The 26,962-nt window shown below is 36.6% G+C and carries 26 protein-coding genes, 1 pseudogene and 2 riboswitches; of the genes and pseudogenes, 20 read left to right on the top strand and 7 right to left on the bottom strand.

Features of this window, described 5'->3' with window-relative positions; genetic code table 11:
• The 4 genes and pseudogenes from EJK17_RS00855 to EJK17_RS00840 all read left to right on the top strand — a co-directional run.
• Positions 1-158, top strand: a pseudogene (locus tag EJK17_RS00855) (ISLre2 family transposase); the annotation flags it as partial.
• Positions 159-328: 170 nt separating this feature from the next.
• Entirely contained in the window at positions 329-2,650 is a 2,322-nt protein-coding gene (locus tag EJK17_RS00850) for a mucin-binding protein (protein ID WP_103660716.1), read from the top strand.
• Positions 2,651-2,703: 53 nt separating this feature from the next.
• Positions 2,704-3,429 (top strand): hypothetical protein, encoded by a 726-nt coding sequence (locus EJK17_RS00845; RefSeq protein WP_103660715.1) that lies wholly within the window; start codon positions 2,704-2,706, stop codon positions 3,427-3,429.
• A gap of 166 nt (positions 3,430-3,595) precedes the next feature.
• Positions 3,596-4,033 (top strand): hypothetical protein, encoded by a 438-nt coding sequence (locus EJK17_RS00840; RefSeq protein ID WP_103661821.1) that lies wholly within the window; start codon positions 3,596-3,598, stop codon positions 4,031-4,033.
• 54 nt (positions 4,034-4,087) lie between these two features.
• Here the strand turns inward: EJK17_RS00840 and EJK17_RS00835 are convergent, their stop codons facing one another.
• Positions 4,088-5,320 carry a DUF3800 domain-containing protein gene (locus EJK17_RS00835; RefSeq protein WP_103661822.1) on the bottom strand — a complete coding sequence of 411 codons (1,233 nt, stop codon included), beginning with the start codon at positions 5,318-5,320 and terminating at the stop codon, positions 4,088-4,090.
• Between the two features lie 142 nt (positions 5,321-5,462).
• On the opposite strand from EJK17_RS00835, the gene EJK17_RS00830 reads away from it, so the two are divergent.
• Together EJK17_RS00830 and EJK17_RS00825 are read left to right on the top strand one after the other, a co-directional pair.
• Complete coding sequence (locus EJK17_RS00830; RefSeq protein WP_103661823.1) at positions 5,463-6,773, top strand: APC family permease; 1,311 nt, start codon at positions 5,463-5,465, stop codon at positions 6,771-6,773.
• Positions 6,774-6,816: 43 nt separating this feature from the next.
• Positions 6,817-7,473: a DNA alkylation repair protein gene (locus EJK17_RS00825; RefSeq protein ID WP_103661877.1), complete on the top strand. Its 657-nt coding sequence runs from the start codon at positions 6,817-6,819 to the stop codon at positions 7,471-7,473.
• A 244-nt stretch (positions 7,474-7,717) separates the two neighbouring features.
• Here the strand turns inward: EJK17_RS00825 and ribH are convergent, their stop codons facing one another.
• From ribH to EJK17_RS00800, 5 genes are all read right to left on the bottom strand, one after another.
• Positions 7,718-8,182: a 6,7-dimethyl-8-ribityllumazine synthase gene (ribH, locus tag EJK17_RS00820; protein ID WP_103661824.1), complete on the bottom strand. Its 465-nt coding sequence runs from the start codon at positions 8,180-8,182 to the stop codon at positions 7,718-7,720.
• Positions 8,182-9,369, bottom strand: a complete 1,188-nt coding sequence (ribA, locus tag EJK17_RS00815; protein ID WP_103661825.1) for a GTP cyclohydrolase II — start codon at positions 9,367-9,369, stop codon at positions 8,182-8,184. Before ribA ends, ribH begins: the two co-directional genes overlap by 1 nt.
• 2 nt (positions 9,370-9,371) lie before the next feature.
• A complete protein-coding gene (locus EJK17_RS00810) occupies positions 9,372-9,968 on the bottom strand; it encodes a riboflavin synthase (protein ID WP_103661826.1) in 597 nt (198 codons plus the stop codon).
• Positions 9,961-11,019, bottom strand: coding sequence for a bifunctional diaminohydroxyphosphoribosylaminopyrimidine deaminase/5-amino-6-(5-phosphoribosylamino)uracil reductase RibD (gene ribD, locus EJK17_RS00805; RefSeq protein ID WP_103661827.1), 1,059 nt, complete (start codon positions 11,017-11,019; stop codon positions 9,961-9,963). Before ribD ends, EJK17_RS00810 begins: the two co-directional genes overlap by 8 nt.
• Positions 11,020-11,133: 114 nt before the next feature.
• Positions 11,134-11,247, bottom strand: a riboswitch (FMN riboswitch).
• A gap of 146 nt (positions 11,248-11,393) precedes the next feature.
• Entirely contained in the window at positions 11,394-12,071 is a 678-nt protein-coding gene (locus EJK17_RS00800) for an endonuclease III domain-containing protein (RefSeq protein WP_103661828.1), read from the bottom strand.
• A gap of 59 nt (positions 12,072-12,130) precedes the next feature.
• On the opposite strand from EJK17_RS00800, the gene EJK17_RS00795 reads away from it, so the two are divergent.
• Genes EJK17_RS00795 through EJK17_RS00785 form a run of 3 tightly spaced genes read left to right on the top strand, consistent with a single transcriptional unit; the run spans position 12,131 to position 14,730 of the window.
• The gene (locus tag EJK17_RS00795; protein ID WP_103661829.1) at positions 12,131-12,994 is read left to right on the top strand and encodes an NAD(P)-dependent oxidoreductase; all 864 of its coding nucleotides are present in this window, start codon (positions 12,131-12,133) and stop codon (positions 12,992-12,994) included.
• Complete coding sequence (locus EJK17_RS00790; RefSeq protein WP_103661830.1) at positions 12,994-14,256, top strand: replication-associated recombination protein A; 1,263 nt, start codon at positions 12,994-12,996, stop codon at positions 14,254-14,256. Before EJK17_RS00795 ends, EJK17_RS00790 begins: the two co-directional genes overlap by 1 nt.
• Positions 14,257-14,265: 9 nt before the next feature.
• Positions 14,266-14,730 carry an HI_0552 family protein gene (locus EJK17_RS00785; RefSeq protein ID WP_127796131.1) on the top strand — a complete coding sequence of 155 codons (465 nt, stop codon included), beginning with the start codon at positions 14,266-14,268 and terminating at the stop codon, positions 14,728-14,730.
• Between the two features lie 83 nt (positions 14,731-14,813).
• Here EJK17_RS00785 and EJK17_RS00780 read toward each other — a convergent pair whose 3' ends face one another.
• Positions 14,814-15,020 (bottom strand): YjzD family protein, encoded by a 207-nt coding sequence (locus EJK17_RS00780; RefSeq protein ID WP_103661832.1) that lies wholly within the window; start codon positions 15,018-15,020, stop codon positions 14,814-14,816.
• 106 nt (positions 15,021-15,126) lie between these two features.
• Here EJK17_RS00780 and EJK17_RS00775 point away from each other — a divergent pair, with 106 nt between their 5' ends.
• The 11 genes from EJK17_RS00775 to EJK17_RS00725 all read left to right on the top strand — a co-directional run bounded on the left by EJK17_RS00775 (position 15,127) and on the right by EJK17_RS00725 (position 26,935).
• Complete coding sequence (locus EJK17_RS00775) at positions 15,127-18,249, top strand: DNA polymerase III subunit alpha (protein ID WP_103661833.1); 3,123 nt, start codon at positions 15,127-15,129, stop codon at positions 18,247-18,249.
• A 163-nt stretch (positions 18,250-18,412) separates the two neighbouring features.
• Positions 18,413-19,372: a 6-phosphofructokinase gene (gene pfkA, locus EJK17_RS00770; RefSeq protein ID WP_103661834.1), complete on the top strand. Its 960-nt coding sequence runs from the start codon at positions 18,413-18,415 to the stop codon at positions 19,370-19,372.
• Between the two features lie 36 nt (positions 19,373-19,408).
• On the top strand, positions 19,409-21,178 hold the full coding sequence (gene pyk / locus EJK17_RS00765; RefSeq protein WP_103661835.1) for a pyruvate kinase: 1,770 nt from the start codon (positions 19,409-19,411) through the stop codon (positions 21,176-21,178).
• Between the two features lie 117 nt (positions 21,179-21,295).
• Positions 21,296-22,183: a CvfB family protein gene (locus EJK17_RS00760; protein WP_127796130.1), complete on the top strand. Its 888-nt coding sequence runs from the start codon at positions 21,296-21,298 to the stop codon at positions 22,181-22,183.
• The gene (xerD, locus tag EJK17_RS00755) at positions 22,176-23,075 is read left to right on the top strand and encodes a site-specific tyrosine recombinase XerD (RefSeq protein ID WP_103661837.1); all 900 of its coding nucleotides are present in this window, start codon (positions 22,176-22,178) and stop codon (positions 23,073-23,075) included. The genes EJK17_RS00760 and xerD overlap by 8 nt, the downstream gene beginning before the upstream one ends.
• Positions 23,076-23,089: 14 nt before the next feature.
• On the top strand, positions 23,090-23,437 hold the full coding sequence (locus EJK17_RS00750) for a reductase (protein ID WP_103661838.1): 348 nt from the start codon (positions 23,090-23,092) through the stop codon (positions 23,435-23,437).
• 2 nt (positions 23,438-23,439) lie between these two features.
• Complete coding sequence (locus tag EJK17_RS00745; protein ID WP_103661839.1) at positions 23,440-24,174, top strand: segregation and condensation protein A; 735 nt, start codon at positions 23,440-23,442, stop codon at positions 24,172-24,174.
• Positions 24,164-24,715, top strand: coding sequence for an SMC-Scp complex subunit ScpB (gene scpB / locus EJK17_RS00740; protein ID WP_103661840.1), 552 nt, complete (start codon positions 24,164-24,166; stop codon positions 24,713-24,715). Before EJK17_RS00745 ends, scpB begins: the two co-directional genes overlap by 11 nt.
• Positions 24,715-25,434, top strand: a complete 720-nt coding sequence (locus tag EJK17_RS00735; RefSeq protein WP_103661841.1) for a pseudouridine synthase — start codon at positions 24,715-24,717, stop codon at positions 25,432-25,434. Before scpB ends, EJK17_RS00735 begins: the two co-directional genes overlap by 1 nt.
• Positions 25,435-25,462: 28 nt before the next feature.
• A riboswitch (FMN riboswitch) is annotated at positions 25,463-25,577 on the top strand.
• An 80-nt stretch (positions 25,578-25,657) separates the two neighbouring features.
• Complete coding sequence (locus EJK17_RS00730; protein ID WP_103661842.1) at positions 25,658-26,344, top strand: ECF transporter S component; 687 nt, start codon at positions 25,658-25,660, stop codon at positions 26,342-26,344.
• Positions 26,345-26,464: 120 nt separating this feature from the next.
• Positions 26,465-26,935, top strand: coding sequence for an SAG1386/EF1546 family surface-associated protein (locus EJK17_RS00725; protein ID WP_103661843.1), 471 nt, complete (start codon positions 26,465-26,467; stop codon positions 26,933-26,935).
• The last annotated feature ends 27 nt before the right edge of the window (positions 26,936-26,962 follow it).

The raw sequence follows: 26,962 nt of genomic DNA, 5'->3' as shown, positions 1-26,962 counted from the left end.
CCTTAGACCGTAAGAAATTACAAGCCGCAGCTAGAGATAGTTTGAGAACCCGTCACGAAATCCATACCGGTATTCAACACGGAGTCTTAACAGCAGCAGTAGTTGGTGGCAGCTATTTAAGTAAATTCAATCGGATGTTAAACCACATAAATTATTAAGAAATTAAGGTCAGACTAATGGTTTTTGAGTAACCGCAAAAACTTTGACACTTACTACCGCAAAAGCATTGACAATTACTATGTTGTCTTTTTTTTTTTTTTATATAATAAAGGTGTTAACGGAATGAGTACATTTGTATATTTCAAGTTTCAAAGAAAGGTGAATAAATTTGGTTTCAAAAAATAATATTAAACTTAAAAATGAAAAAGCTGCTGAAAGAGGAGAACAGCACTTTGGATTTCGTAAGTTAACAACCGGTGCGATTGCATCTGTTTTGTTGGGCACCGCTTTGTATATGGGTACAACAGTATCCAATGCTAAAGCAGCAACTACCGATTCTGATGATGGCAATGGTAAAACTGAAGTTATTGAGCATGAGCAACCTAATGTTGTGAGTGAGTCAAAGAAAACTAATGAGCTTGTCCTTAAAAAAGCAGATTCAGCAGCGAAAGAAGATGCTCAATCTAGTTTAGCGGACAACAAAGACAGTGTTGCAAAAACTGCAACAGCTGATTCTGATGGTAGTAATAGTAAGACTGAAAGTATAGACTCTAAACAGCCTAATGTTGCGAGTGACGCAAAAACAAAAGATGAGCTTGTCCTTAAAAAGGTAGATTCAAAAGAGGCTGATCAGACTAAAGCTAGTTTATCAGACAGTAAATTGGCGGTTGCGAATGATGCAACTACTAACTCAGGAAGCAGTGATACTTCAGCAGCAGACTCCGCAAATCCATTTCCACCTGATAATACCCAATCTAGTACTTTCCATGGTGAACATAATGAAGCTACGGGTGAGACGACATGGAATGAAAACAGTCATACTTTTAACAAGGTTAAAACACCAGTTGTTCCAGGATACTTTGCAAATAAAGAATGGGCTGGAGGGTTAACAGCTACGCCAGATCATCCACAAGTTCAAGAGACGGTTTATTTTAACCCGTTAGGTTATATTGTTCCAGTTGATGAAAATGGCAAGCAAATTGATGCTGATGGTACTAAGAACGTTACGCTGGGAAAGTATGGTGAAAATGGAACTTGGATTCATGGCCAAGGCTACGACACAGTGACTGTACCTAAAGATAGTGTTCAATACAAGAATGACCCAGATAATGCAACTAAAGCAGCAGCTACTAATGTGCCAATATTAGCTGGCTGGACTGTAGCAACAACTGGGCAAGCTGCAGGCGTTAACGTTGATCCTAGTGATCCAAACAAGAGTACGGTAACCCCTGTAAACCCAGGTGAGAATACGCTAGTTAAGTATGTTAGAGATAAAGCAAGTGCTCAAGTAAACTTCATTGATGATACAGACCCATCAAACAAGTTACCAAGTGTTGCTTTAAACGGTAAGGTAGGAGAGGACATCAACTTCGCTCCAGCCAAAGCAGCGTTAACTAACTACGAAAACAATGGTTACGAGTTAGTAAGTGACGGTATTCCAACAACTGCAACTCCATTCGATGATGTCAAGGATGAAGCAGGTCATATAAGTCAAGTCTTCGATGTCCACTTGAAGCATGGAACTACGACAGTAGATGGAAATGATCCAAAGCACCCAACTGATGGAACACCAATTAATCCAAATGGAAATCCAAATGGACCAAAATATACTGGAGACGAAACTAACGTCGAAGCTGATCATACCTTTACAGTAAACTACACTGGATCAGACAATAATCCAAAAGACAATGTAGAAAAAACACATTGGACAAGAAGCGTTACTGTTGACAAGGTAACAGGTAAAGAATTATCATCAACGCCTTGGGTAACAAAAGATAGTTACACTCCAGTAAATACGCCAGTAGTAACTGGCTATGTAGCAGATAAGAAGCAAGCAACAATTGAGCAAGCTGCTGGCTACAATGGCAAGGTAGAACCAAAGGACTACACGGAAACAGTCACTTACAGTAAGGTAGGTAACTTCGTACCAGTAGATCCATCAGGAAAGACCATACCAGGAACCACGCCACAACCATATAAGAATGATCCAGATGATCCAACCAAGGTAACGCCAAATGAAGACACACCAGTTGTGCCAGGTTACCACACGGATACACCGAAGTTGACACCAAAGGATCCAACCAAGGATACACCGGTTGTTTATAGCCATGACACCCCAGGTAGACCATCTCCAAATAATCCATCTACAAGTGTACCAACTACTCCAGCAGAACAAACCCCAGTACCGGGAAGTGAGCCAACTCCAGCTCCTGAGGAAACTCCGAATAAACCGGAAACTAAAAATCCAGGAGTACATAAGGTTACTAGAACTAAACATGGATATGTAACTAAATATAGAACTGTTTTAGATACTAAAGATATCTACGGAACTCGAGCAAAAGAATTACCATCAAGAGTAGATAAAGCTAGTGAGCATGAATTGCCACAAACGGGTGAAAATGATACTAATGCAGCTTCTCTACTTGGATTAGCAGCAGTTTCAATGGCAGGATTATTTGGAATTGGTTTAAGAAAGAAGCGTAAGGAATAATTCACAGTAGTGCACTTGTAAGTGAGAATATGTCCTAGGAAGGGGTAGTGATAATGTTTAAATATATATTGCTCATTGGCGCTGTGGGCTACATTGCTTTACTTATATCTACAATGTGGCAAATAAAAAATCACGGTAAAGCTAGTGTCTCTTTCATCAGGATTATAGGCAATTACTTAGTAATTGGCATGATACTTGTAGGTGCAGGTGGATGGATTGTTGACTCTGTTAGTGGACATGGATCTAAAAATACTGCGAAGAGTAATCAAGCTGAAGTTGTTTCGACAATATCGAATAAAAGTAATTCGAAATTGAAGACTAATAAAAATGTTTCGCATAATAAGAAGTCAAAATTCAATTTAACTGATAGTAGTCTCCAGCAAACTACCAAATCAGACAAAACTCAAGATAATTTAGTAGAAAGTGTCAAAAGTGAGCAAAGTAAAGTATCTGATGGTAAACAAAATACTTCAGTTAAAGATGACTTGAATAATAGTGAGCAAGCAAAAGTATCTAGTTCTAGAGAAGCCGTAACTACTTCAGTTAAAGATAACTTGAATAATAGTGAGCAGGCAAATGTATCTGGTTCTAGAGAAGCCGTAAATACTTCAACAAGTAGGAGTTCGACTAGAGCTTACTCGCCAAGCAATTCAGCTACTGAACGGTATTTGATTGGCAGGCACGTTAGTTCTCATGTTGAGAAGTATCAATCTCCGACAGAATCAACGGAAACGGTAGAAGTTCCAAATTCTCAGGAGTCACAATCTAGTCAACAATAATGATAGATCTTTGAAAAATAATTCTTAAACCAAAATAAGAACGATGATTTTCATTTTGAGAATCATCGTTTTTTACGCTTACAAATTAACTAGTAGATTTTGCTAAATGGGTTGCTTTTCGGTACAATTTAAATTAATCAGATTTTAAGTTAAATGGGGCAGATATATGTTACAAAATGATGCAGAATTCAATCAACTAGGTCAAAAGTTATTTATGCAAGGTGTTTTGCAAGACTTTGAGAAAAAGCATGGCGCAATAAAGGGCCGGATGATGGTGACCGAGGGAAAAATTCCACCAGAATTGTTAGTTAAACTGCAACCGGAGTTAGTTAAGAATCCTAAATGGATTGTGGTTGAGGGAAGCTTTGATTTTTCTAACTACACAATTGGAATGGTTGTTGGCTTGAATCCAGTTAAAGCCTTAAGTGAAGGTTGGTTAAAGCCACAGATGACCACAGCTGGTCCTAAGCCAAGTAAAGAATGGCAAGAATTCTTTATGGAAAAAGTTCTCAAAGCAATTGATGATAAGGGACATCTTGACTTGCCAATGTACACTTGGATTTCTGATAAAAGCGATTTGACCAAAACCGGTAAAGATTTATAAAACGTTAAAACGGGAGGATTCCTCGCACATAAAGTGAAAGGAACCTTCCCGTTTTTAGATATATTTGTCAACTGCACGGTTAAAATCATGTAAAGAGCGATTAAATTTTCGTCGTTGTGATGAAGTGAGTTGGGTATTCGTCAGTAATTTGACGTTATTCAATAAATTAGCGATTGTCTTTTGGTAATGCTTAGTATCAACCTTTTTGCTTAAACTAGTAATGAAATTTTGACCTGAAAAATCATAATGAAGTGCAATTTTCTTTAAGTGCTTATTGAGGGTTTTCAATAAAACTACTATTTCTACTCTTTGTGAATTATCATCTACAAAATTTAGTTGCTGGAGATTATTGATAGTATTTGGCTTGGCAGCTAACTTCTTGGGATGCTTAAAGCTTTTAAGAAAGTTTAATAAGCTGTTTAGCGGATGCCAGTGCTTTTTGACCGGAATATTCTTGTCTTTTATCTGCGGCGCTTTAAATGTAACAGGGTCAATATTAGGTAATTGTTCAAAAGTTAGTTCACCAAAGACTTTTAAGAAATCAGGATTATCTTTGAGACTAGGCTTGAGCTTCATGTTTTCATAAGTAAACGGAATTAGATTAGTCTCAGAATCACTATCTTGATACAGGCGCTCTTTACGATAGGCCCCAGCTAACATATCCGCTGCCTGAATACCATAATTAGTTTTACTGTCAGCGGTCTGGTAGGTGATTTCAAATTGCAAATTAGGAACAGTAATTTCTCGAATCATTTTTTGGAGAAACTTTTCGTTTAAGCCGCGACAAGGATCAATGTTATTTTGCGAAGTGCGATCAATCACAACATCAACAAGCATTTTAGGTGCAGCGGTTTGCTCTTTAAGTTTCTCTAGAATTTGCTTAATAGGCAGAATGTAAGAAACTAATTCTAGCGTCAGATACATGTTCTTTTTCCATTCACCGAATTGACTGTAGTCGTAGGCGTTTCTTTCGCAAATCAACGCGTTAGTCATGAATTGCCCAGCAATTTTTAATGCCTTTTGATTAACTCTGTCTGAAACTAGATTACTTTTTTTCTCTTTTAGGCCAGAAGAGGGATAGAGTTGTTTTTGATAGAGATGGTTAAAAGGAGCTAATTTACTGTTCTCGATCACATAGAAAGCAGTAATAAATCTGTGAGCTCGCATTTTTTCTTCGTATTGCTGATACGAAATACTTTCATCAATGTAAATAATGAAATGGCGTAAATCTTGTAACAGTAATGGTTGTTGGTAATTTGTCTCAAGATAATAAGCTGTGTTTTTCATTACAATCCCTCATTTCTAAACATCTGTTTGGATATTAATAATATACCAAACAAGTGTTTAAAATGGAAGCATAAATTTGAAAAATGTTTTTGAGATAAGACTATAATAAAACTGAGAAGATTATCAGAATGGGAGTATTGATATGAAAACACAAAAGAAAAATACCAATTCAATTGGTGTCATTGGAGCAACTGCCATTGGCGTTGGTGGAATGATGGGTGCTGGACTTTATACGTTACTGGGTTTAGCTGCTAAAAGTGCTGGTGTCTGGCTACCATTATCGTTTTTAATTGGAGGATTAGTTGCGGCTTTCTCAGTTTATTCATATTCAAAATTAGGGATGAAATATCCCGATCGTGGAGGCGCTGCGAAATTTTTGTTAAAAGGATTTGGTGATGGTCTATTAGCTGGAGGATTAAACGTCTTTCAGTACTTAGGCTGGGTAGTCGCGATGGCTTTATATGCAACGGGTTTTTCAGAATACGTTTGTCAATTTGCTCATCAGAATAGCAATAGCTGGTTCGGTAAAGCAGTTAGTGTTGCAATCGTTATTGTGGTTGTTTTTATTAATATTTTAGGTTCTAAGCAAGTTGCACGTGCGCAAACAACTATCATTACTTTTGAACTAATTATTTTGATAGCTTTTATTGCGATTGGTTTGACTGAGGCACATGTTCCTACAATTAATAGTAGTAATGCTGGTAGTGGAATCGTTGGTATTTTATCTGCTGCTGGATTATTGTATGTAACTTATGAAGGCTTTGGAGTAGTTACCAATGCAGCGGGGAATATGAAGAATCCCAAGAAACAATTACCTTTAGCTTTATTTTTGTCTTTAGGAATTGTCATGATGATTTATATCATTGCTAGTTTTGTCGTAATTAGTACAATTGGTGTAAAAGCAGCAGTTGCTAACCAAGGACATGTTTTAGCAGCAGCTGGGCAAGCTGTCTTTGGTCAAATAGGGATGATCTTAATTGGAATTGCTGCCTTAGTTGCGACTGCTTCAGCCGTTAACTCTACCATGTTTGGTGATGAAAACTTGGGTTTAAGAATTGCTAAAGTTGATGAAATACCGCCTAAATTTGGCTCAATGACTCATTTTGGTGGCACTTGGGGCTTATTCTTTACTAGTTTTTTAGTTTGCCTCTTTGTCATTATTTTCCCATTATCATCAGTCGGAGAAATGGCCAGTCTATCATTTTTGCTAGTTTATGCCATGGTAAACGTAGGACACTTGCGTTTAGTTAAAGAAACTTGTGCCAAAAAGAGTATTTTGATTATCGCAGTGATTCTTAATCTGGCATTGTTTGCCTTGTTATTTGCACAAACAATTATGAATGGTGAAACCTTAACTTGGATTGCTGTGATTTTCCCCCTAGTGATTAGTTTTGTCATTGAATTCGTTTGGCGGAAGAAAAACAAACAGAATCTGAATTGGTTAGGAAAATGATATTAGAAGTGGAGTGAAAGCCCCACTTTTTTTGGTGAATCAAATGGAATTAGAAGAATTAAAAGTTAAATTTGGACAAAAAGTTAATCTACTGCAAGCCAAACAATTAGCTTCTTATATGCGTAATCAATTTTCTTTTTATGGGTTACATACTCCAGAAAGGCGATTGATATATCATGATTTTTTACTCGCGGAAAAGAAAAGCAAGCAGATAAATTGGCAATTATTGAATGAAGCTTGGCAAGAGCCGGAGCGGGAAATGCAATACTTTGTTTGTGATTATTTAATTGCCATGAAAAAGTACTTTACTTTTGAAGAAATGGCTCGAATTGAATCTTTTGTGCGTACTAAGCAGTGGTGGGATACAATTGATAGTTTGATTAAGCCAATTGGCGATTTAGGATTAAGAGATAAACGCGTTGATGGTCTCATGCTTAAATGGTCAGTGGATCCTGATATTTGGGTAAGAAGAGTAGCAATTGAGCATCAGTTATTGCGTAAAGAAAAGATGAATACAGATCTTTTAAAGAAAATCCTCAAGAATAATTTAAATAGTCAAGAGTTTTTCATTAATAAGGCTATCGGTTGGGCATTAAGAGATTATTCTAAAACAAATCCTGATTGGGTAAGGGATTTTATTGCAGAAAATTGTGATGAAATGGCTAAGCTGTCGATTACTGAAGGATCGAAGTATTTGTAAGCATAAATGATGTCCCAAAAATAGAAAATAGGTATAATTCTCTAAAAAGAAACTGTTGAGATAGAAGAGGTATTACATGAAATGTAGCATAAGTAAAAAGCAGGCTATCCTGACGGCAATCGTTTTAATGACCATTAGCTCGATCTATTTCTATCGCAGGGATAAGGAAAGAGGTAAATTTTCGAAATAAGAAAAAGCAAGACGAAAAACGTCTTGCTTTTTACATAATTTAAATTATTTGCTATTAGCTAAGTTGATCATTGAGAGAAATCATTTCAAGCAAACTTTGGGCAGTAGAAGAACCTTCATTGCCAGCCTTTAAACCTGCTCGTTGCAGAGCTTGATCAATATTTTCGGTAGTTAAGATACCAAATGTAACTGGAATTTTTGCTTGCAGGTTAATTTGCATAATGGCACTAGTAATATTTTGAATAATCATGGCATAATGATCAGTTTCACCCTTAATAACGGCACCCAAAGTCATAATACCTGCATACTGATTACTATTGACCAGTTTTTGAGTAGTAAAGCCAATTTCAAAAGCTCCCGGCACCCAAACAACATCAATTTCATCGTCGTGAATTCCAAATTGGTGGAGAGTTTCTTTAGCACCACGCACTAGGTTCTTAGTGACGATTTCATTAAATTTGGCGACGACAATCGCAATCTTGCCGTGAGTATTAGTAAAGTTTCCGGTGAATTCAGTCATTATTCAGCCTCCTTGAGTTCTAGTAGATGATGGAATCTCTTTTTCTTAGTTTGTAGGTAGAAGAGATCAATGTCATTAGGTTGGATTTCTAAAGGGATGCGCTTATTAATTTTGATGCCGTCATCATTTAATTGGTCAATTTTATCAGGATTATTGGTTAAGAGATTAATGCTTTTTATTTTTAGATCCTTAAAAATTTGTGCAGCAACATCATAGTCACGTTCGTCAGGTGCAAAGCCAAGTAGTTCATTAGCTTCATAAGTATCATGTCCTTGATCTTGCAAAGCGTAAGCGCGTAATTTATTGGTTAAGCCAATTCCACGACCTTCTTGATTTAGATAAATAATTAAACCAGAACCATGTTTTTCAATTTCTTGCATTGCTTTGTGAAGTTGAGGCCCGCAATCACAACGTTTAGAACCAAAAGTGTCTCCAGTTAAACATTTAGAATGCACACGAGTTAAAACGGGGTGTGAAGGATCAATTTTACCTTTAATCAAAGCCACATTACCGTGCCCGTAGCTTTTGATCTTGAAATTACCGTATTCAGTTGGGAGATTTACAAATTCTGAGCGACTACTCGCTTCTCTGTTAATGTATTCTTGAAGTTCGGCAATGGTTAAGAATGGTAAATGATATTCTTTAGCTACTTCTTTTAATTGTGGGCGCCGAGCCATATGACCGTCGCTCTTCATGACCTCACAAATATAAGCTACTTTTGGTTCTCCAGCTAAGTGAGCTAAGGCAATTGAGGCCTCGGTATGACCATTTCTTTGTTTAATTTCATCATCTAAAGCAACAAGTGGGAAGCAGTGTCCAGGTCTGAAGAAATCTTCTGGTTTACTGTTAGGGTCAGTGATTGCCTTAATCGTTGCTGCACGATCATATGCGGAGATTCCGGTAGTGGTAGTCTTATAATCAACACTGATCGTAAAGGCGGTACCGTATGGGTCAGTATTATCTTGTTCCATTTGATGCAAATTTAATTTTTGCGCAATTTCTTTACTTACAGGTGTACAAAGTAATCCGCGAGCATGCTTAGTCATAAAGTTGACATTTTCTGGTGTTACTTTTGAGCCTAAACCGATCATGTCACCCTCGGATTCACGATCTTCATCATCGGCAACGATGACTAAACCACCATTTTTCATCCATTCGATTGCATTTTGAATTTTCTTAACATCCATTTTTAAACTCTCTTTTCTAAATTCTTAGCAACGTACTTGCCTAAAATATCGGTTTCAATGTTGACTTTTGAGCCAACTTTTAGTTGGACAAGATTGGTTTCGTCCTGAGTGTGGGGGATTAAGCCAACGGAAAAATTGTTTTCCTTAGTGTCCATGACTGTTAATGACACACCGTTAATTGCGATGCTGCCTTGAGGGACGATTTGCTTTTCTAGTCGAGTAGGAAAGTTAAACCAAATTTCGATGGCATTTTCATTTTGATTTACTGTCTTAACTTGAGCAATATCATCGATATGCCCGGTAACAATGTGTCCTTCCAACCGTTGACCAACTTGTAAAGATCTTTCAACGTTAAGTTGATCACCAACTTTTAAATCTTTAAAGATCGTCTTTTTATAAGTTTGAGGCATCATTGTGACTGTGAAAGTATCATTAGTAAAACTTTCGGCGGTCAAACAAGTCCCATTAATGGCAATTGAGTCGCCAATTTTCAGATCTTTAATAAAATCAAGCGCACACTTGACTGTTAAAGTAATTGTTTCTTTATCTTGGTTAATTTGAGCGATGTGTGCATCCCCACGTACTAAACCACTAAACATTAATTTCACCTGCAATTCGTAAATTATCTGCTAGTTGCTCAATTTGAACATTCTTTAAAGTGACGGGATGATTGGCTAGTAATCCTAAGTCACCATTTTTTCCTAATAAGTTTGGACTTAAGTATTCAATTAAGTAATTAGCTAAGTGCTCATTAACAAAGGTCTTGGCGACAGTTGGACCGCCTTCAACATAAACGGATTGAATACCTTCTTGGGTTAAAGTTCCCATAACTTCGGCTAGTTGATTAGTTCTCATTGGAAAGATTCTGACATTCTTTGGCGTTGACATTTTAATTAATTCAGGAGATTGAGTAAAAATCCAAGTGGGAGCTTGTTGATCTGTCAACAGCTTTAGTTCTTGCTGGTTAAAAAGACGGCCACGGCGATCGAGAATTATTCTGATGGGTGGGTAATCAGTTTTAACACTTGTTAGTAAAGAAGGGTTATCAACCAGTGCAGTATTCGAGCCGATCAAGATAGCCTGATAATCGGCTCGCTCTTGATGGACACGGTCATAAACAGTTTGATTAGTAATTGCTGTGCAGGTTTGAGACTGACAATTGACCCGATAATCCAAACTCACAGCTTGCTTAACTGTGATCCAGGGACGGTTATTTTGATAAAAGAAGCTATAAAACTGATTTAGTTCTTCAGCTTCTTTTTCTAAAATTCCCGTGTTAACTTCAATTCCATGTGCTCGCAACTTAGCAATCCCTTTGCCGGTAACGAGCTTATGTGGATCCACTTGAGCAATAACAACGCGTTTGAGCTTACTTTGAATAATTAAATCAGAGCAGGGAGGCTGTTTTCCGTAGTGGTTACATGGTTCAAGTGTGACGTAAAGGGTTGAATTAAATAATTGTTCTGGAGTTAATTTAGAAATGGCATCACGCTCCGCATGGCTTTTACCATAGTGGATGTGGTGACCGGTCGCCAGGATGTGATCGTCTTTGACGACTACAGCGCCAACCATAGGATTTTTCCAAGTTTGGTAGCGACCTTTTTTAGCTTCTTGCAAAGCTAAATTCATGTAATATTGGTCTTTTTCCATTTAAAATCACTTCCTAACAGAACAAAAAAGAACCTCGAAGAGTTTACTTCGAGGTTCAGCATTATTATCCAAGTTAAAAATAATTTAAAGTACGCCAAATAAGCGTAGATTAAAATTATTCTTCTTCCATCTAGACTGTAACTATCGGTACCCAAAAGGGTTCCACCGCTTACGCGGGTTGCGGACTTTACCGCCGGTCGGGAATTTCACCCTGCCTCGAAGAACATTTATTTAATTCTCTTCCAGAATAAAACCGTTTCCAATTTTTGTCAAATTTATTTTTTAAATTTTGTTAATGAAAAGTGATATAAATTTGAATATAACAGTACTTTAGCCTAATAAAGAATATTTTTAATACTAGTAAAATTCTATTGCTAGAATTTAGAGTGATATTTATCAGTTTTTAAATCTTTTAACCGGTAATCCTTTAAAAATGAAGCACTAAATTGTTGTGGTAGTTTATATTTCTGTCCAAACATATCAATCATGGCGTGAAAATTTTGATAATTGCGCAAGGTGAAATTAGTCAAATTAGCTTCAATCAATTTTTTAGTTTTCTCATAGGAAGGTAAATCAGGCCAACCTAAACAAGAAAATAATTTTCTTGAATATTGATCAACTACGAATTCACCCTTGCGTAAGCCATACATCAGAATCACATCTGCAGTTTCTGGCCCGATACCTTTGATTGCTAAAATTTCTTGACGCAAGTTTTGTTTATTCTGCTGTTGGGCTAATTCAAGATCATAGTTAAAGCGATCTTTAAAATATTGGGCCAAATTCTTAATTGTTTGTGCTTTACGAGTGTATGAGCCGGCTGAGCTAATTACTTGTTGCAGTTCTTCATCACTCATCTGCAAGATATTCGCAGGTAAAAAGTCGGTTGCGTGGTATAGAGACACGAGTACCTTATCAACATTTTTCCAATTAGTATTTTGGATTAAAACCGTTGACCAAATTACTTGCCAATCAGAACGTCCAGGCCACCAGCCGTTTGGATCTAAATGATCATACATGATGTCATAAAGTTGATTTAAAGTGATTTTTTTCATTTAAAAATTCCTTTTCTTATCTTCAATAATTGTATTTTATAATAAAAAAGGGTGATTACATGAAAATTGGATTTATTGGTACTGGTGTAATGGGTACCGGAATAATAAATAATTTGTTGAAAAACAACTATGACGCGACAGTTTATAACCGTACAAAAGCTCATGCTCAAACTGTAATAGATAATGGCGCTAAATGGGCAGATAATCCAGCTGCATTAACTAAGCAGGTAGATGTGTTATTCACGATGGTCGGCTTTCCGCAAGACGTAGAAAATATCTACTTTGGCAAAAATGGCATTTTTGAAACTGCTCATTCTGGACAATACCTAATTGATATGACTACAAGTAAACCTAGTTTAGCGCAAAAGATTGGTCAAGCAGGTGAAGAAAAGGGAGTTCACATTCTTGATGCACCTGTTTCTGGTGGTGATATTGGTGCTAAAAACGGTACCTTAACAGTTATGATTGGTGGTCACAAGGAAGATCTTGACTACTTACAAGATATTTTTATGGTCTTCTCAAGTAAATTAAATTTCTTTGGCCCATATGGTAGCGGACAGCATGCTAAAATGGCTAACCAGATTATGATTGCTGGTACAATGACAGGGATGACGGAAATGCTAGTTTATGCAAAGGCGGCAGGACTAAATTTAGAACAAGTTTGTCAGACTTTGCAGTCAGGTGCTGCCGAAAACTTTAGTCTAGGATCATATGGTCCACGTATTTTAAAAGGTGATTATACTCCTGGCTTTTTTGCAAAACACTTTTTAAAAGATTTGCGCATTGCACTTGAAGAAGCCGATAAAATGGAACTTGACCTACCAGCAACAAAAGAAGCTAAAAAGTTGTATGAAGTATTAGTTGATGATCGAAAGCTAGGAAATGATGGTACGCAAGCTCTAATTAAGTTGTGGTGGAAATAATGCCATTTAAAACACCATTAGCTGATCAAATGCGGCCAAAAACATTAACAGAAGTAGTTGGTCAGCAAGATTTATTAGGTGAAGGGATGCCGCTACGCCGTATTATCGATCAGAAGGTAGCAATCTCCCTCATTCTTTGGGGACCACCAGGTACAGGGAAATCAAGCTTAGCACAAATTATTGCTAATAAATTTGATTATCCTTTGGCTAAGTTTAATGCTTCCATCGATAATAAGGCTAAGTTAGAGCAATTTATTAAAACCTACCCTTATCAACCTTTTGTCTTATTAATTGATGAAATTCACCGAATGACTAAGAACTTGCAGGATTTTCTTTTACCATATTTAGAAAATGGTCATATTCTATTAGTTGGCGCAACTACAGAAAATCCGATTATGTCGCTTGTTCCAGCAGTTAGATCACGGTGTCAAATTTTTGAATTTAAAGCTTTAGAAGATGCCGATATTGAACTAGTTTTAAAAAGGGCTACAGATAAAATCTTTAAATTATCATCCAATCAGGTTGAAGATAAGAGCTTAGCTATGATTGCAAGTGCCGCTGATGGCGATTTAAGAGTAGCCTTAAATATTTTAGAAACAGTCCATGCCATTAATCCACATGAAATTTCAGTTAACGATGTTAAAAGCTTTATCAGAGGCCAACATTTTAGTTATGATAAAAAAGCCACTAAACATTATGATTATTTAGCGGCTTACTCAGATTCGATGGCTGGGTCAGATACAGATGCAGCTTTGTATTATTTAGCAGTTTTACTCAAAAATGGCGACTTGCCTTCAGTGGTTCGTCGGCTAAGAGAGATTCCATATACTTACATTGGCTTAGCTAATCCACAACAGGTAACGCAGATTGTGGTTGCAGCTAATCAAGCAGAAAAAATTGGCATGCCTAAAGCAAAATACCCTTTAATGTTTGCAACCATGTTGATGTGTATTTCACCTAAGTCAGGTGTATTTGATGAAATCTGGGAAAGATTGGATCACGATACGGAGCATCCTAGTCAACATCCGATGCCGCGCGGTTTACGAGATATGCATTATCGTCACTCAGAGGAAATCACTGGCGGTGGTTTGATAGATAATCCATTTACATCACCACATCAGATTGCTAGTCAGAATTACATGCCACAGGGGTTGACTGGGAAGCAATATTATTTTCCCAAGGATAATGCCAATGAGCGCAAATTATTTGAACAATATTTGAAATTACATCGTTACATATACGGTGAGGATTATCAGAAGTAGAGGTAGATAATGACAGCATTAACAGAGAAAATGTTTACGATTTTTGATCGTGATGAGTTTTCATTTAAGAAATTAAAAGAAAAGTATTCAGAAGAAGAATTAGCTCAGATTAAGGCGAATTTTAAAGATGTTTGGCAAATTTGGAAGCAAGTAAATTTGAATGTTGCTGAAAAATTGCCTGAAGCATACAATAAACTGTTAAAAGATCTTCCTGATTGGGCAAAGAAGATTAACAGCGACCACTGGTACTTATGGGATAAGAATGAAATGGAGTTTGCCGACCATTTATCACTGGCCACTTATTTAGCTGATCAAGAAAAGCAAGAAAACTTTGATCAAGAAGCCTTAAAGAGTAGTTTTTTATTAGGTAAGTTTGCTTTTCGTGAACAGGATAAAGTAGATGATATGGAAGAATTTATCATTAGCACCATCGACAATTTATTGCCGTTATATCGTGAATTGTTAAATAAATAAAATTATGTTAAGTAAATTACAATAAATAAAAAGCTTGACCTTTTATTACTAAAGGCCAAGCTTTTTTGTTCTAATTAAAGTTTTTATTTCAAACTTGAATATTTACTCTTATCCTTGTGTGAATGAGCGGTGATCGTTGGGATAATTGCTGCAAAGAGGATACCAAAGACAACGCCAATAATTAAGGCTTCTACTGGGTTAAAAGTACTTTGAGTTAAAGGAGCAGCAATAAAACCAACTACCATCATATAGATGACGCTCCAAATAATTGTAATGATATAACGACCCATGATTATTCCTTCTTTCAATACAGGATTTTATCAAAATTAAAGCAGTTTTTCAAACTTAGAATTACTGATTTGGTATACTTTATTTAGCATAGAAAGGGTGGCAGAAATGAAAATTGCAACCATACAAAATTTAAGCTCGTTTACTTTGCTAGAAAGTCCAACTAAAATTAGAGATCTTTTATCTGCTGCCAAGAATAAAGGCTATGAGGCAGTTGCTTTAACTGATATTAATGTAACTTATGGTCTAGTGAATTTCTTTGAACTTGCTAAAGAAATAGGGATCAAGCCATTACTAGGGATGCAGATTAGACTAAATGGTTTAATTGACAGTACTAAAAAGTATGACTTAATTACTATTGCCAAAGATAATGACGGATATCGCAATTTATTACGGTTATCAAGCGCAATTAATTTGTTAACTGACAATGGTCAGAATAAAAAAGTTTTAACTTTAACAGAATTGAAAAAATACTTAGAGAGGTTAGTTATTATTGTCCCGGCTAATCTTCATAGTGAGTTATTAATGCTGTCTGAGCAAAATGAAGCATTGGGTAGTGAATATTTACGCGATTTAAAGGGGTTAATTCCTACTAATAGCTCATTATTTTTAGGTGTTTATGCTACTAAGCCGCAAGAAAATTACGTAAATTATGTCCAGGCCTTAGCAAAACAATTTAATTTGCCGTTGGTAGCAACTGAAGATAATCAGTACCTTGAACCACAGGATCATTTTTTACGTAAAACTCTTTTGGCAATTAAAGAAGGAAAAAAGCTGCAAGATTTGCTTCCTTTAGCAAGGCAAAAAGGATCGCACTATCTTGTACCGGTGCAAGAGTTAATTAGTCGATATCACGATTTTTACTTGGATGAAGCAGTTAATAATACTTGGAAAATCGCTGAGATGTGCCAAGCTGAAGTGGTTTTTCAAAAGCCAGTTTTGCCCGAATATCATCAAAATAAGTTTCCGACGGCCAAAGAATATTTGCATTATTTAGCCCAAACAGGTCTTAAAGCTCGATTTGCAAATGGCATAATTCCTGCTTCTTATCAGAAGAGATTGGACTATGAATTGCAAGTTATCAATCAGATGGGGTTTGATAACTATTTCTTAATCGTTTGGGATGTAATTAATTACTGTCATCGCGTTAAGATTACTACCGGCCCTGGGAGAGGATCGGCTTGTGGGTCATTAGTTTCATATGCGTTGAAGATTACTGAAGTTGATCCGCTAGAATACAACTTGTTGTTTGAAAGATTCTTAAATCCTGCTCGTCACGAAATGCCGGATATCGACTTAGATATTCCAGATAATCGGCGAGATGACGTTATCAAGTACATGTTTGAAAAGTACGGCATGGATCATGCGGCCCAAATTTTGACTTTTGGTACTTTAGCAGCTAAGCAGGCCTTGAGAGATACAGGTAAGGTATTTGGGTTAACTTTAGTCGAAGTAAATAAATGGGCAAATGCAATTCCTTATGCTAAAGGTAAAATCACCTTAAATGAAGCCTATGAACAATCAAGAGAATTACGTTTATTAGTTAATGCCACTAAAGAAAACACCTTGCTTTTTCAAACTGCCCGTGCCTTAGAAGGATTACCACGGCATTATTCTATTCATGCTGCAGGACTGGTAATTAGCGATGAATCAATTGCAGGAATTTCTGGTTTACAAGCCGGTCAATTAGGAATTCCAGTAACCCAACAAACAAAGAAATATGTTGAAGCGTTAGGGTTATTAAAGATTGACTTTTTGGGACTAAGAAATTTAACCATTTTAGGCAATACTTTAGCTTTAATTCGTAGTCAAGGAATAGAAATTGATCCGAATAAAATTCCTTTAAATGATGCTAAAACATTAGCTCTTTTTCGAGCTGGTCAAACTGATGCTGTTTTTCAGTTTGAGTCAGAAGGTATTAGAAGAGTTCTACGACAATTAAAGCCTGATAATTTTGAAGATTTAGTAGCGGTAAATGCCCTTTATCGTCCCGGTCCAATGCAGAATATTTCGACCTTTATTGCACGTAAACATGGTCAAGAAGCGGTCAGGTATCCAGATCCAAGTTTAAAGAGAATTTTGGCACCGACTTATGGAATTTTGGTTTATCAAGAGCAAGTTATGCAAACAGCGCAAATTTTGGCAGGCTTTTCATTAGGAGAAGCCGACCTTTTGCGGCGTGCGATGTCAAAGAAGAATCAAGCAATCATTGATCAAGAGCGAGAGAAGTTTATCGCAGGAACGGTTAAGAATGGTCATAGTAAAGCGGTAGGAGAGAAGGTCTACAATTATATTGAGCAGTTTGCTAATTATGGTTTTAATCGTTCCCATGCTGTTGCTTATACAAAAATTGCTTTTTGGTTAGCCTATTTAAAGGTTCATTTTCCAGCTGCCTTTTATACTGCCTTATTGAATTCAACTGGTGCTAGCAAGTTGAAAGCTCAAACTTACATTATGCAAGCACAGGAAGCTGGGATTAATATTTTAACGCCAGATATAAATCAGAGTCAGATTGATTTCACTTTAAAAAATAGGCAAATCTTAGTAGGCTTAAAAGCGATTAAGGGCTTAAGAGTTGATTTCGTGCGGCAGATTGTAAGTCTAAAGAGACCGTTTAAATCTTTGAGCGATTTTTTGCGAAAAACTGATCCTAAATTTTTGCAGGTAGATGCGATTAAAAGTTTAATCATGGCGGGATGTTTTGATCAGCTTAATCATAACCGGAATGAATTATTGCAAAATTGTCAGGATTTAATTGAAAATGTTCAGTTAACCGGACAAAACTTGTCATTGTCTGAAAGTTTAGGTGGAGTACCGATGAAAGAGGTGGCTGCCCCAACAAAAAATGAAAAAGCAGCAATGGAAGAAAAGGTCTTAGGTTTTGCTACGACCACGACGCCATTAATTGCTGTGCAGAAGTATGCACGTAAATTTGACGCTAAACCATTGAATCAATTTGAAATTAATGACTCAGGCATCAGCGTTGGTAAATTAATGAAGTTAAAACAAATTAACACTAAAAAGGGCCAAACAATGGCTTTTACTAGTTTTGCTGATTCAAGTAGTCAACAAGAAATTACTATTTTTCCTGGTATTTATGAAAAAATTCATTCCATCTTAAAAGAAGGAGATATTTATCTACTTGGAATCCGCGTCCAAAATGAGCGCTATGATCCAAATAAAAAGCAATATTTATTGACAAACATCCGAAAAGTCAATTTCAAAGAATAATTTAAGGATTAGTTTGTGATTAGGTCAACAATGAAAGCGCTAATATTCAAAAAGGCGATAAATTAAGCAAAATAAAGCATTTTTTATGAGATTTTTGCACGAAAAAATGTTAATATTTACTTGATGTGAGAAATTACACAAATTATCATGATGAGGTGAATTCATGAAACGGATTGGTATTTTAACCAGTGGCGGCGACGCTCCTGGTATGAATGCAGCAATTAGAGCTGTCACAAAAACTGCGATCTCTAATGGTCTAGAAGTTTTTGGTATTCGTTATGGTTTTGCCGGTTTGGTTGCAGGCGACTTCGTTGCCCTTACAGCAGAAGACGTTGACCATAAGATCAGTCAAGGTGGTACATTCTTGTACTCAGCTCGTTATCCAGAATTTGCACAAGAAGAAGTGCAAAAGAAGGGTGCAGAGCAATTAAGAAGCCACGGTATTGATGCTGTTATCGTTATTGGCGGTGATGGATCTTACCACGGTGCTTTAGCTTTGACTCGCTTGGGGATCAACTCAATCGGTTTACCAGGAACTATCGATAACGATATTCCATATACGGATTACACTATCGGCTTTAGTTCTGCTTGTCGTACCGCAATGGATGCAATTGACAAGATTCGTGATACTGCTGCTTCTCACCACCGCGTGTTCATTGTTAATGTAATGGGCCGTGAGTGTGGTGATATTGCTATGCGTGTTGGTGTTGCTACCGGTGCAGATGCAATTGTTATTCCTGAACGTCCATATGACATTAAGGAAATTGCAGAAACACTTAAGCGTCACTTTGCGGATGGTAAAGATAATGGTATCATTGTACTTGCTGAAGGTGTTATGAGCGCTGATAAGTTTAAGGATGAATTACTTAAATACGGCGACTTTGATGCCCGTGCAAATGTCCTTGCGCATATGCAACGTGGTGGCTCACCAACGGTTACAGATAGAGTTAATGCTACTAAGATGGGTAATTATGCTGTTAAGTTACTTCTTGATGGTAAGGGCGGTTTAGCTGTCGGCATTGAGAATAGTAAACTTGCTACCCACGACATTCTTGATCTGTTCGATGGTAAGCACCAAGGTGACTATGCATTGTTGGATATTAATAAAGAAATGAATAAGTAATACTTATTTAGATTTTTTTGAGAGGATTTTTTTATAATGAAGAAAACTAAGATTGTTAGTACTTTAGGGCCAGCTTCAAACGATATTGAAACTATTACTGCTTTGGCAAAAGCTGGTGCAAACGTATTCCGTTTCAACTTCTCACACGGTGACCACCCAGAACACCTTGCTCGTATGAAGATGGTTCGTCAAGTGGAAAAGGATACTGGTATGCTTCTTGGTATCGACCTTGATACTAAGGGTGCAGAAATCAGAACCACTGAACAAGAAGGTGGCAAGTTCACTATTAACACTGGTGACGAAATCCGTGTATCAATGGACGCTACTAAGAAGGGTAACAAGGACATGATCCACGTTACCTACGATGGTTTGTACGATGATACCCACGTTGGTGGTCACGTATTAATCGATGATGGTTTAGTTGACCTTTTGATCAAGGAAAAGGACGACTCAAAGAGAGAACTTGTTTGTGAAGCTCAAAACACTGGTGTTATCGGCTCAAAGAAGGGTGTTAACGCTCCAGGTGTTGAAATTCGCCTCCCAGGTATCACTGAAAAGGATACTGACGACATTAAGTTTGGTTTGAAGTTTGGTATTAACTTCATTACTGCTTCATTTGCTCGTAAAGCTCAAGATATCTTAGACATCCGTAAGCTTTGTGAAGAAGCAGGTGCTGACTACGTAAAGATCTTCCCTAAGATTGAATCTCAAGAAGGTATCGACAACGCTGACGAAATTTTACAAGTTTCTGATGGTTTAATGGTTGCTCGTGGTGACATGGGTGTTGAAATTCCATTCATGGAAGTTCCATTTGTACAAAAGGACTTAATCAGAAGAGCTAACGCACTTGGTAAGCCAGTTATTACTGCTACTCAAATGCTTGACTCAATGCAAGAAAACCCACGTCCAACTCGTGCCGAAGTTTCTGACGTTGCTAACGCAGTTCTTGATGGTACTGACGCAACTATGCTTTCAGGTGAATCAGCAAACGGTTTGTACCCAGTTAAGGCTGTTAAGGCTATGGCTGAAATCGATGAACGTACTGAAAAGCAAATGCTTAAGCGTAACACTTTAGCACTTCAAAGATTTGAAGCTTACAAGGGTTCAAACGTAACTGAAGCTATCGGTGAATCAGTTGTACGTACTGCTCAAGAATTAGGCGTTAAGACTATTATTGCAGCTACTAAGTCAGGTTACACTGCACGTATGATTTCTAAGTACCGTCCAAACGCTGACATCGTTGCTATGACTTTTGATGAAAAGATCCAACACTCATTGGGTATTGTTTGGGGTGTAACTCCAGTCTTAACTGAAAAGCCTAAGTCAACTGATGACATGTTTGAAAAGGCTGCTGAAGTAGCTAAGGAAAAGGGCCTTGTTAAGGATGGCGACCTTGTAATCATCGTTGCTGGTGTTCCAGTTGGTGAATCAGGTACTACTAACGTTATGAAGTTACAAATTATCGGTAACAAGCTTGCACAAGGCTTAGGCGTTGGTAACGGCTCAGTTGTTGGTAAGGCTGTTGTAGCTAACTCAGCAGAAGAAGCTAACAGCAAGGTTAAGGAAGGCGACATCTTAGTTTCTAAGGTAACCGACTCTGACTACATGCCAGCAATCAAGAAGGCTTCAGGCTTAGTTGTTGAAGCTTCAGGTTTGACTTCACACGCTGCAGTTGTAGGTTTGTCATTAGGTATCCCAGTTGTTGTTGGTACTACTGATGCAACTGAAAAGATCTCTGATGGTACTACTATCACTGTTGACGCTCGTCGTGGTGCTATTTACCAAGGCGAAATGTCAAATCTTTAATTCAAAGATTTAACTTAATATAAAAAGATAAAATAGTCAGCTGACGAGCTGGCTATTTTATTTTGCTCAAATTTTGCGTATACTGGTAAACAGAGATATGTAAAGTAGGAGAATATTATGCTTGGAACAATTCAAACTGGTAAAATTATTGATCAAAATGAGAATGCTTATTATGTTCAAATTGATGGCTTAACTTATGAACTTAAGCGCCATGAAGCAACCCAAGAAGAAACCCCTCATCTTGGAGATGAAATTACTGGTTTTATTTATGATAATCAACAACATCAACGAGAGATGACACAATTCTTACCGTTTGCCCAATCAGATCAATATGGTTGGGGTAAGGTGACTGCTGTTAGAATTGGCTTAGGTGTTTTTGTTGATATTGGGCTGCCTGATAAAGATGTTGTAATTTCGATGGATGACTTGCCATTTGATAAAAATCGCTGGCCTCGAAAAGATGACCGCTTATTAGTACGGCTTGAAACTGATGAAAAAGATCGTATCTGGGCTAAATTGGCTGATGAAAACATTTTTGAACAGTTATCAGCTCATTTCCCTAATAATATGAAAAATAAAAATGTTTTTGCTACCGTTTATGCAAGTCGTGATATTGGTTGTTTTGTCTTAACCACTGATTATTACCTAGGATTTGTTCACGAGTCGCAAATGGCTCGTCCTTTACGTTTAGGTGAACAATTCAAGGGGAGAGTTATCGGCATTAGTCAGTATGGACGTTTAAACTTAAGTAGTTTACCACGTGCCTTTGAGGAAATTGATGATGATGCTCAAATGATTTTAATGAGCTTAAGACGTAAAGCATCAAAAACTTTGCCTTTTTATGATAAATCTGACGCGCAAGAGATTAAGGCATACTTTGGTATTTCTAAATCTGCTTTTAAACGCGCATTAGGTCATTTGTTGAAAGCTAAAATTATCACAGAAGATAAGGATGCTGGTACTATTACTCTAATTAGCGATCCGGAAGATGAAAGCAATGAGTAAATTAGATAGTCAAATAGAAGATTACCTTCGTTTTAGTCAAGTTGAACGGGGTTTGAGCAATAATACAATTACTGCCTATCGTCAAGATTTGACGGAATTTTTAGATTTCTTAAATGAAGAAGACTTCAATACTTGGCCTACAGAGGCCACTGATATTGACGCGTTTTTAGCGAGACAAAAAGATTTAAATAAGGCTACTAGCTCAATTAGCCGGATGATTTCTAGTCTACGCAAGTTCTATCAGTGGCTAGCTCGGCAGAATATTCAAAAGCTTAATCCCATGATTGAGATTGATCCACCGAAAAAAGAAAAAAGACTGCCTGTAGCTTTGACTCAAGATGAAGTTGAACGCTTGTTAACTCAACCAGACACTAGTAAAAAGTTAGGTTTAAGAGATCGTGCGATTCTTGAAACGCTTTATGCAACTGGTATGCGGGTGAGTGAGTTGATTAATTTAACACAGAGTAATCTGCACAGTGATTTACGGTTGGTCAAAGTCTTAGGTAAGGGTTCTAAAGAGCGCTTGATCCCGATTAGTCCAATCGCTCTAGACTGGATTAATAAGTACGAACAAGAAGTACGAGATCCGTTGGTCTTAGAGAAGAATAAATATGTTGAATATATATTCTTAAATAGTCGTGGTAATATTCTGACTAGACAAGCAATTTGGCAAATAATTAAGCGCTATTGTCAGCTAGCAGGGATCAATAAAGATGTGACTCCACACACCTTACGACATACTTTTGCGACGCATTTGTTGGAAAATGGGGCAGACTTACGGGTAGTACAAGAAATTTTAGGTCACTCAGATATCAGTACTACCCAAATTTACACTAACTTAACGCAAAAGCACATTTTGCAGGTTTATAATGAAACACATCCGCGAGTTTAGGTGGTTTAGTAATAATGTTAATTCAATATAAAAAAGACTATGAAAAAACAGCAATGGGGCTATTATCTTACTTGCCAGATTTTAAAAATTTAGCAAACTTAAAAGATGAGATGCACCTTAATCAAGAGGACAATAGCTTTCAATTGTATCTATTTCGTGATAGTGATGCCAATATTATTGGGGTAATTGGAACGCAAAAAGAAAATCACTTTATTATTATTCGCTACTTATCTTTAGCACCAGGATATCGCGAAAAGAAATATCAAAGACAGATTTTAGAAGAATTAATTCAAAATAATCCACAGTACAAAATCTCAGCGGTGCCTGAGTACACTTATATACTAAAATTATTAAAAAGATAATCATGACTAGTAATAATTTAACTTTAGAATTACCCAATTTTGAAGGTCCCTTAGACCTATTACTCCATTTGATTCGTTCACAAAAAATAGACATTTATGATATTCCGATTTCGCAGATCACTAGCCAGTATTTAGATTATTTGACTAAAATGCAAAAATTGAATTTGCAAATTGCTGGAGAATACTTTGTAATGTCTTCAACTCTTTTACGGATCAAGTCACAATATTTGTTACCAAAGAACGATTTTGTTGAGGATTCTGTGCAAGAAGATCCAAGAGAGGAATTAGTTGAACAATTAGTGCAGTATTCTGTTTTTAAAAGAGTATCATCGTATTTTAAAGAACGAAATGAAGAAGTACCAATTACAATTGCAAAAGAACCCAGTGCTTCTACAAAAAAAGTACATCCTTTACCAATGGGAAAAATTTCAGCCGAAGAATTAGCTGATACATTTTCGTTAATTTTAAAAAAATTAAAACTCAAGCATCCCGAAGCGATGGCAATAAAAGCTAAAGAACGCCCATTATCGGAAATGAGCAGCTTTTTACGTACAGAAATTAAAAAGCAGAAAAAAATAAGCTTCTTTGCGTGTGCGACCAAGTTAAATAATTTGTCTGATGTGATCGGCTTGTTTTTGGCAATGCTGGAATTATGTAAAAAACACGAAATTAGTATTAAACAGAAGCGGAGCTTTGGCGATCTTGAATTAGAAGGAGTAGTAGCCCATGGCAAATAAAATGGCAGAATTAGAAGCTTTGCTGTATGTTGCAGGTGATGATGGAATTGAAGAACAAAATTTGTTAGATTTATTAAGAATAAGTCTAGTCGAATTGCAAACATTAGTTACTAAATCCAAAAATAAATATCAACAAGACAGCTCCGGACTGCAATTAATCAAAATTAATCAGACTTACAAGCTTACTACATCACCCAAAGTAAGTAAAACAATTGAAAAATACTTTGCCAAGGACTTAACCAAAACCTTAAGTCAATCAGCATTGGAAATTTTATCAATTATTGCTTATCGCCAACCGATTACTAGAGTGGAAATTGATGAAATTCGAGGTGTCAATTCATCAGGTGCGTTGCAAACTTTGATTTGGCGAGGGTTGGTTAAAGCAAAGGGTAAAAAAGAAGCACCTGGTAATCCTAATTTGTATGTGACAACGGATTACTTTTTACAATATTTTGACTTTAATAGTTTAGCCGATTTACCTTTAATTGAAGATTTTGAAAACGAAAGTATGGATATTGAAGATCAGGAAGGAAATGAATAATGGCTCTAGAAAGATTACAAAAGGTCATTGCTGAAGCCGGAATTGCTTCACGAAGAAAAGCTGAGAAGATGATTACTGCTGGCCGTGTGCGAGTGGATGGCAAAGTAGTGACACAATTGGGGACCAAAGTTGATACTTTTAGTAACGTAACGGTTGATGGTCAACCAATTGAACGCGAAAGCTTACATACATATGTATTCTATAAACCACGTGGTGTTGTTTCTACTGCCAAGGATGAAAAAGGTAGAAAGACAGTAGTGGATTTCTTTGAAGATTTGCCATATCGGTTATATCCAATTGGTCGATTAGACTATGATACTTCAGGCTTATTATTGATGACCAATGATGGAAAATTAGCTAATTTATTGATGCACCCTAAGAATGAAGTACCAAAGGTGTATGTTGCCAAAATTAAGGGTAAATTATCACCGGAGGAAATCACCACTTTGAAAAAAGGGGTAAAATTCGATGGCCATAAAAGTTCACCAGCAAAAGTAAAAATTTTAAAGACTAATCCTAAAAAAGATACCCAGATTGTTCAATTAACGATTCATGAAGGACATTATCATCAAGTTAAGCGAATGTTTAAGGCAGTGGGGCATCTAGTTGAAAAATTATCACGTGAACGTTATGCCTTTTTGACACTTGATGGCTTAGTTTCTGGGAAATATCGTGAATTAACACGCGAAGAAGTTGACAAGTTAAAGCATATTGATTAAAATTACTGCTGTAAACGTTAACAAAGTTTATTGTCTTCAGGGCAGGGTGAAAGTCCCGACCGGCGGTAAAGTCCGCGACCCACGAAAGTGGTCGAATCCTTAAATAGGTACCGATAGTATAGTCTAGATGGAAGAAGACAGACTTACGAAAAATGATACTTACTTTTTGAGGTCTGTTGCTGAAGCAATAGACCTTTTGTTATAGATTGGAGAAGTAAGTATTATGCAAAGAACAAAAAGTAATACAGGTAATTTAGCTAATATTATTGCTTATGCCTTAATTGGGGCAATAGCTTTTGTAGTAATGAAGTTTGAGTTTCCGATTATGCCTGGGGTAGGCTTTTTAAAGTTTGACTTTTCAGACGTAGTCATTACTATTGGAACTTTTATTTTTGGTGCAGGTCCAGGCATTTTCATTGCTTTTATTAGAATGCTCATCAGTTTGATTTTCAGTGGTTTTGCCTTACCAAGTATTGTAGGTCAGGTTGCAGCATTTGTTGCCAGTTTGTCATTTGCCTTGCCATTTTATTATGTGTCAAGAGGTATTGATGAATCTAAGCGTAAAACTTTAAAAGGACACTTATTGCCAATCCTTGGCTTGATAATTGGTATCTTGGCTATGACTTTAGTTTTATCTGTGACTAATGCCTTTATCTTGACACCAGTTTATGCCATTACTTCAGTTCCAAATGTTCCTAGTTTAAATGGTTATGGTGCCATATATAACTTTACAGTTAAAGTATATTTAGGCCAATTATTACATTTACCATCCATGGGTGCCTATATCTTTGGAATTATTGTTCCCTTTAACTTATTAAAGGGTGCAATTAATGCAGTTGTTGTTTACATTCTGTTTGAGGCTGTTTTAAAGAGTATTAAGCCATTTGTAAGACGCAAATTTAACCTTTAATTTAAAACAAAAAAGTTATTGTAGAAAAAGTCAATGTTGATAAAAAACATTGACTTTTTTATTCATTCGTAATTGATCTATGCTAAAATTTACTTTAGTCAAGAATGGGAGGGATTCTGCATGGATAATAATCCAAAGGGGCCGTATAAACACTATGAACGACCTGAAAAACCCAGAAGTACGCAAAGGCCACCATCTCATGGACATTGGGGTATTGTAATAGCTATTTTAATCATCATTTTAGTTGTTTTAATTCCAGTAGTTCATCATCTTGCAGTGGCTAATAATAGTGACCAGGTTAAGGAAGTAGAAACAGTTAAGCACAAGTCTTCTTCTAAAACTAAATCATCAGTCAGCTCTAAAAAGCAAAGCTCAAAGAAAAAGTCTAGCAGCAAAACGACTTCTAATAAAAAAGCAAGTCAAGCCAGCTCTAGTTCTAGTTCAGAAGAAACAACTTATGTTGTAAAAACTGGTGATACTTTATCTGGTATTGCACAACAGCATAACATGACAGTTGATGAATTAGCTAAATTGAATGGCTTAACATCTTCTTCAAATGTTGATGCTGGACAAACACTTAAATTAAAGTAGAAAGGATATAGAAGCCGAAGGTTTCTA

Origin of the sequence: Lactobacillus xujianguonis, from assembly GCF_004009905.1 — a bacterium.
GTDB lineage: Bacteria > Bacillota > Bacilli > Lactobacillales > Lactobacillaceae > Lactobacillus > Lactobacillus xujianguonis.
This window is presented reverse-complemented; position numbering and strand designations above follow the sequence as displayed.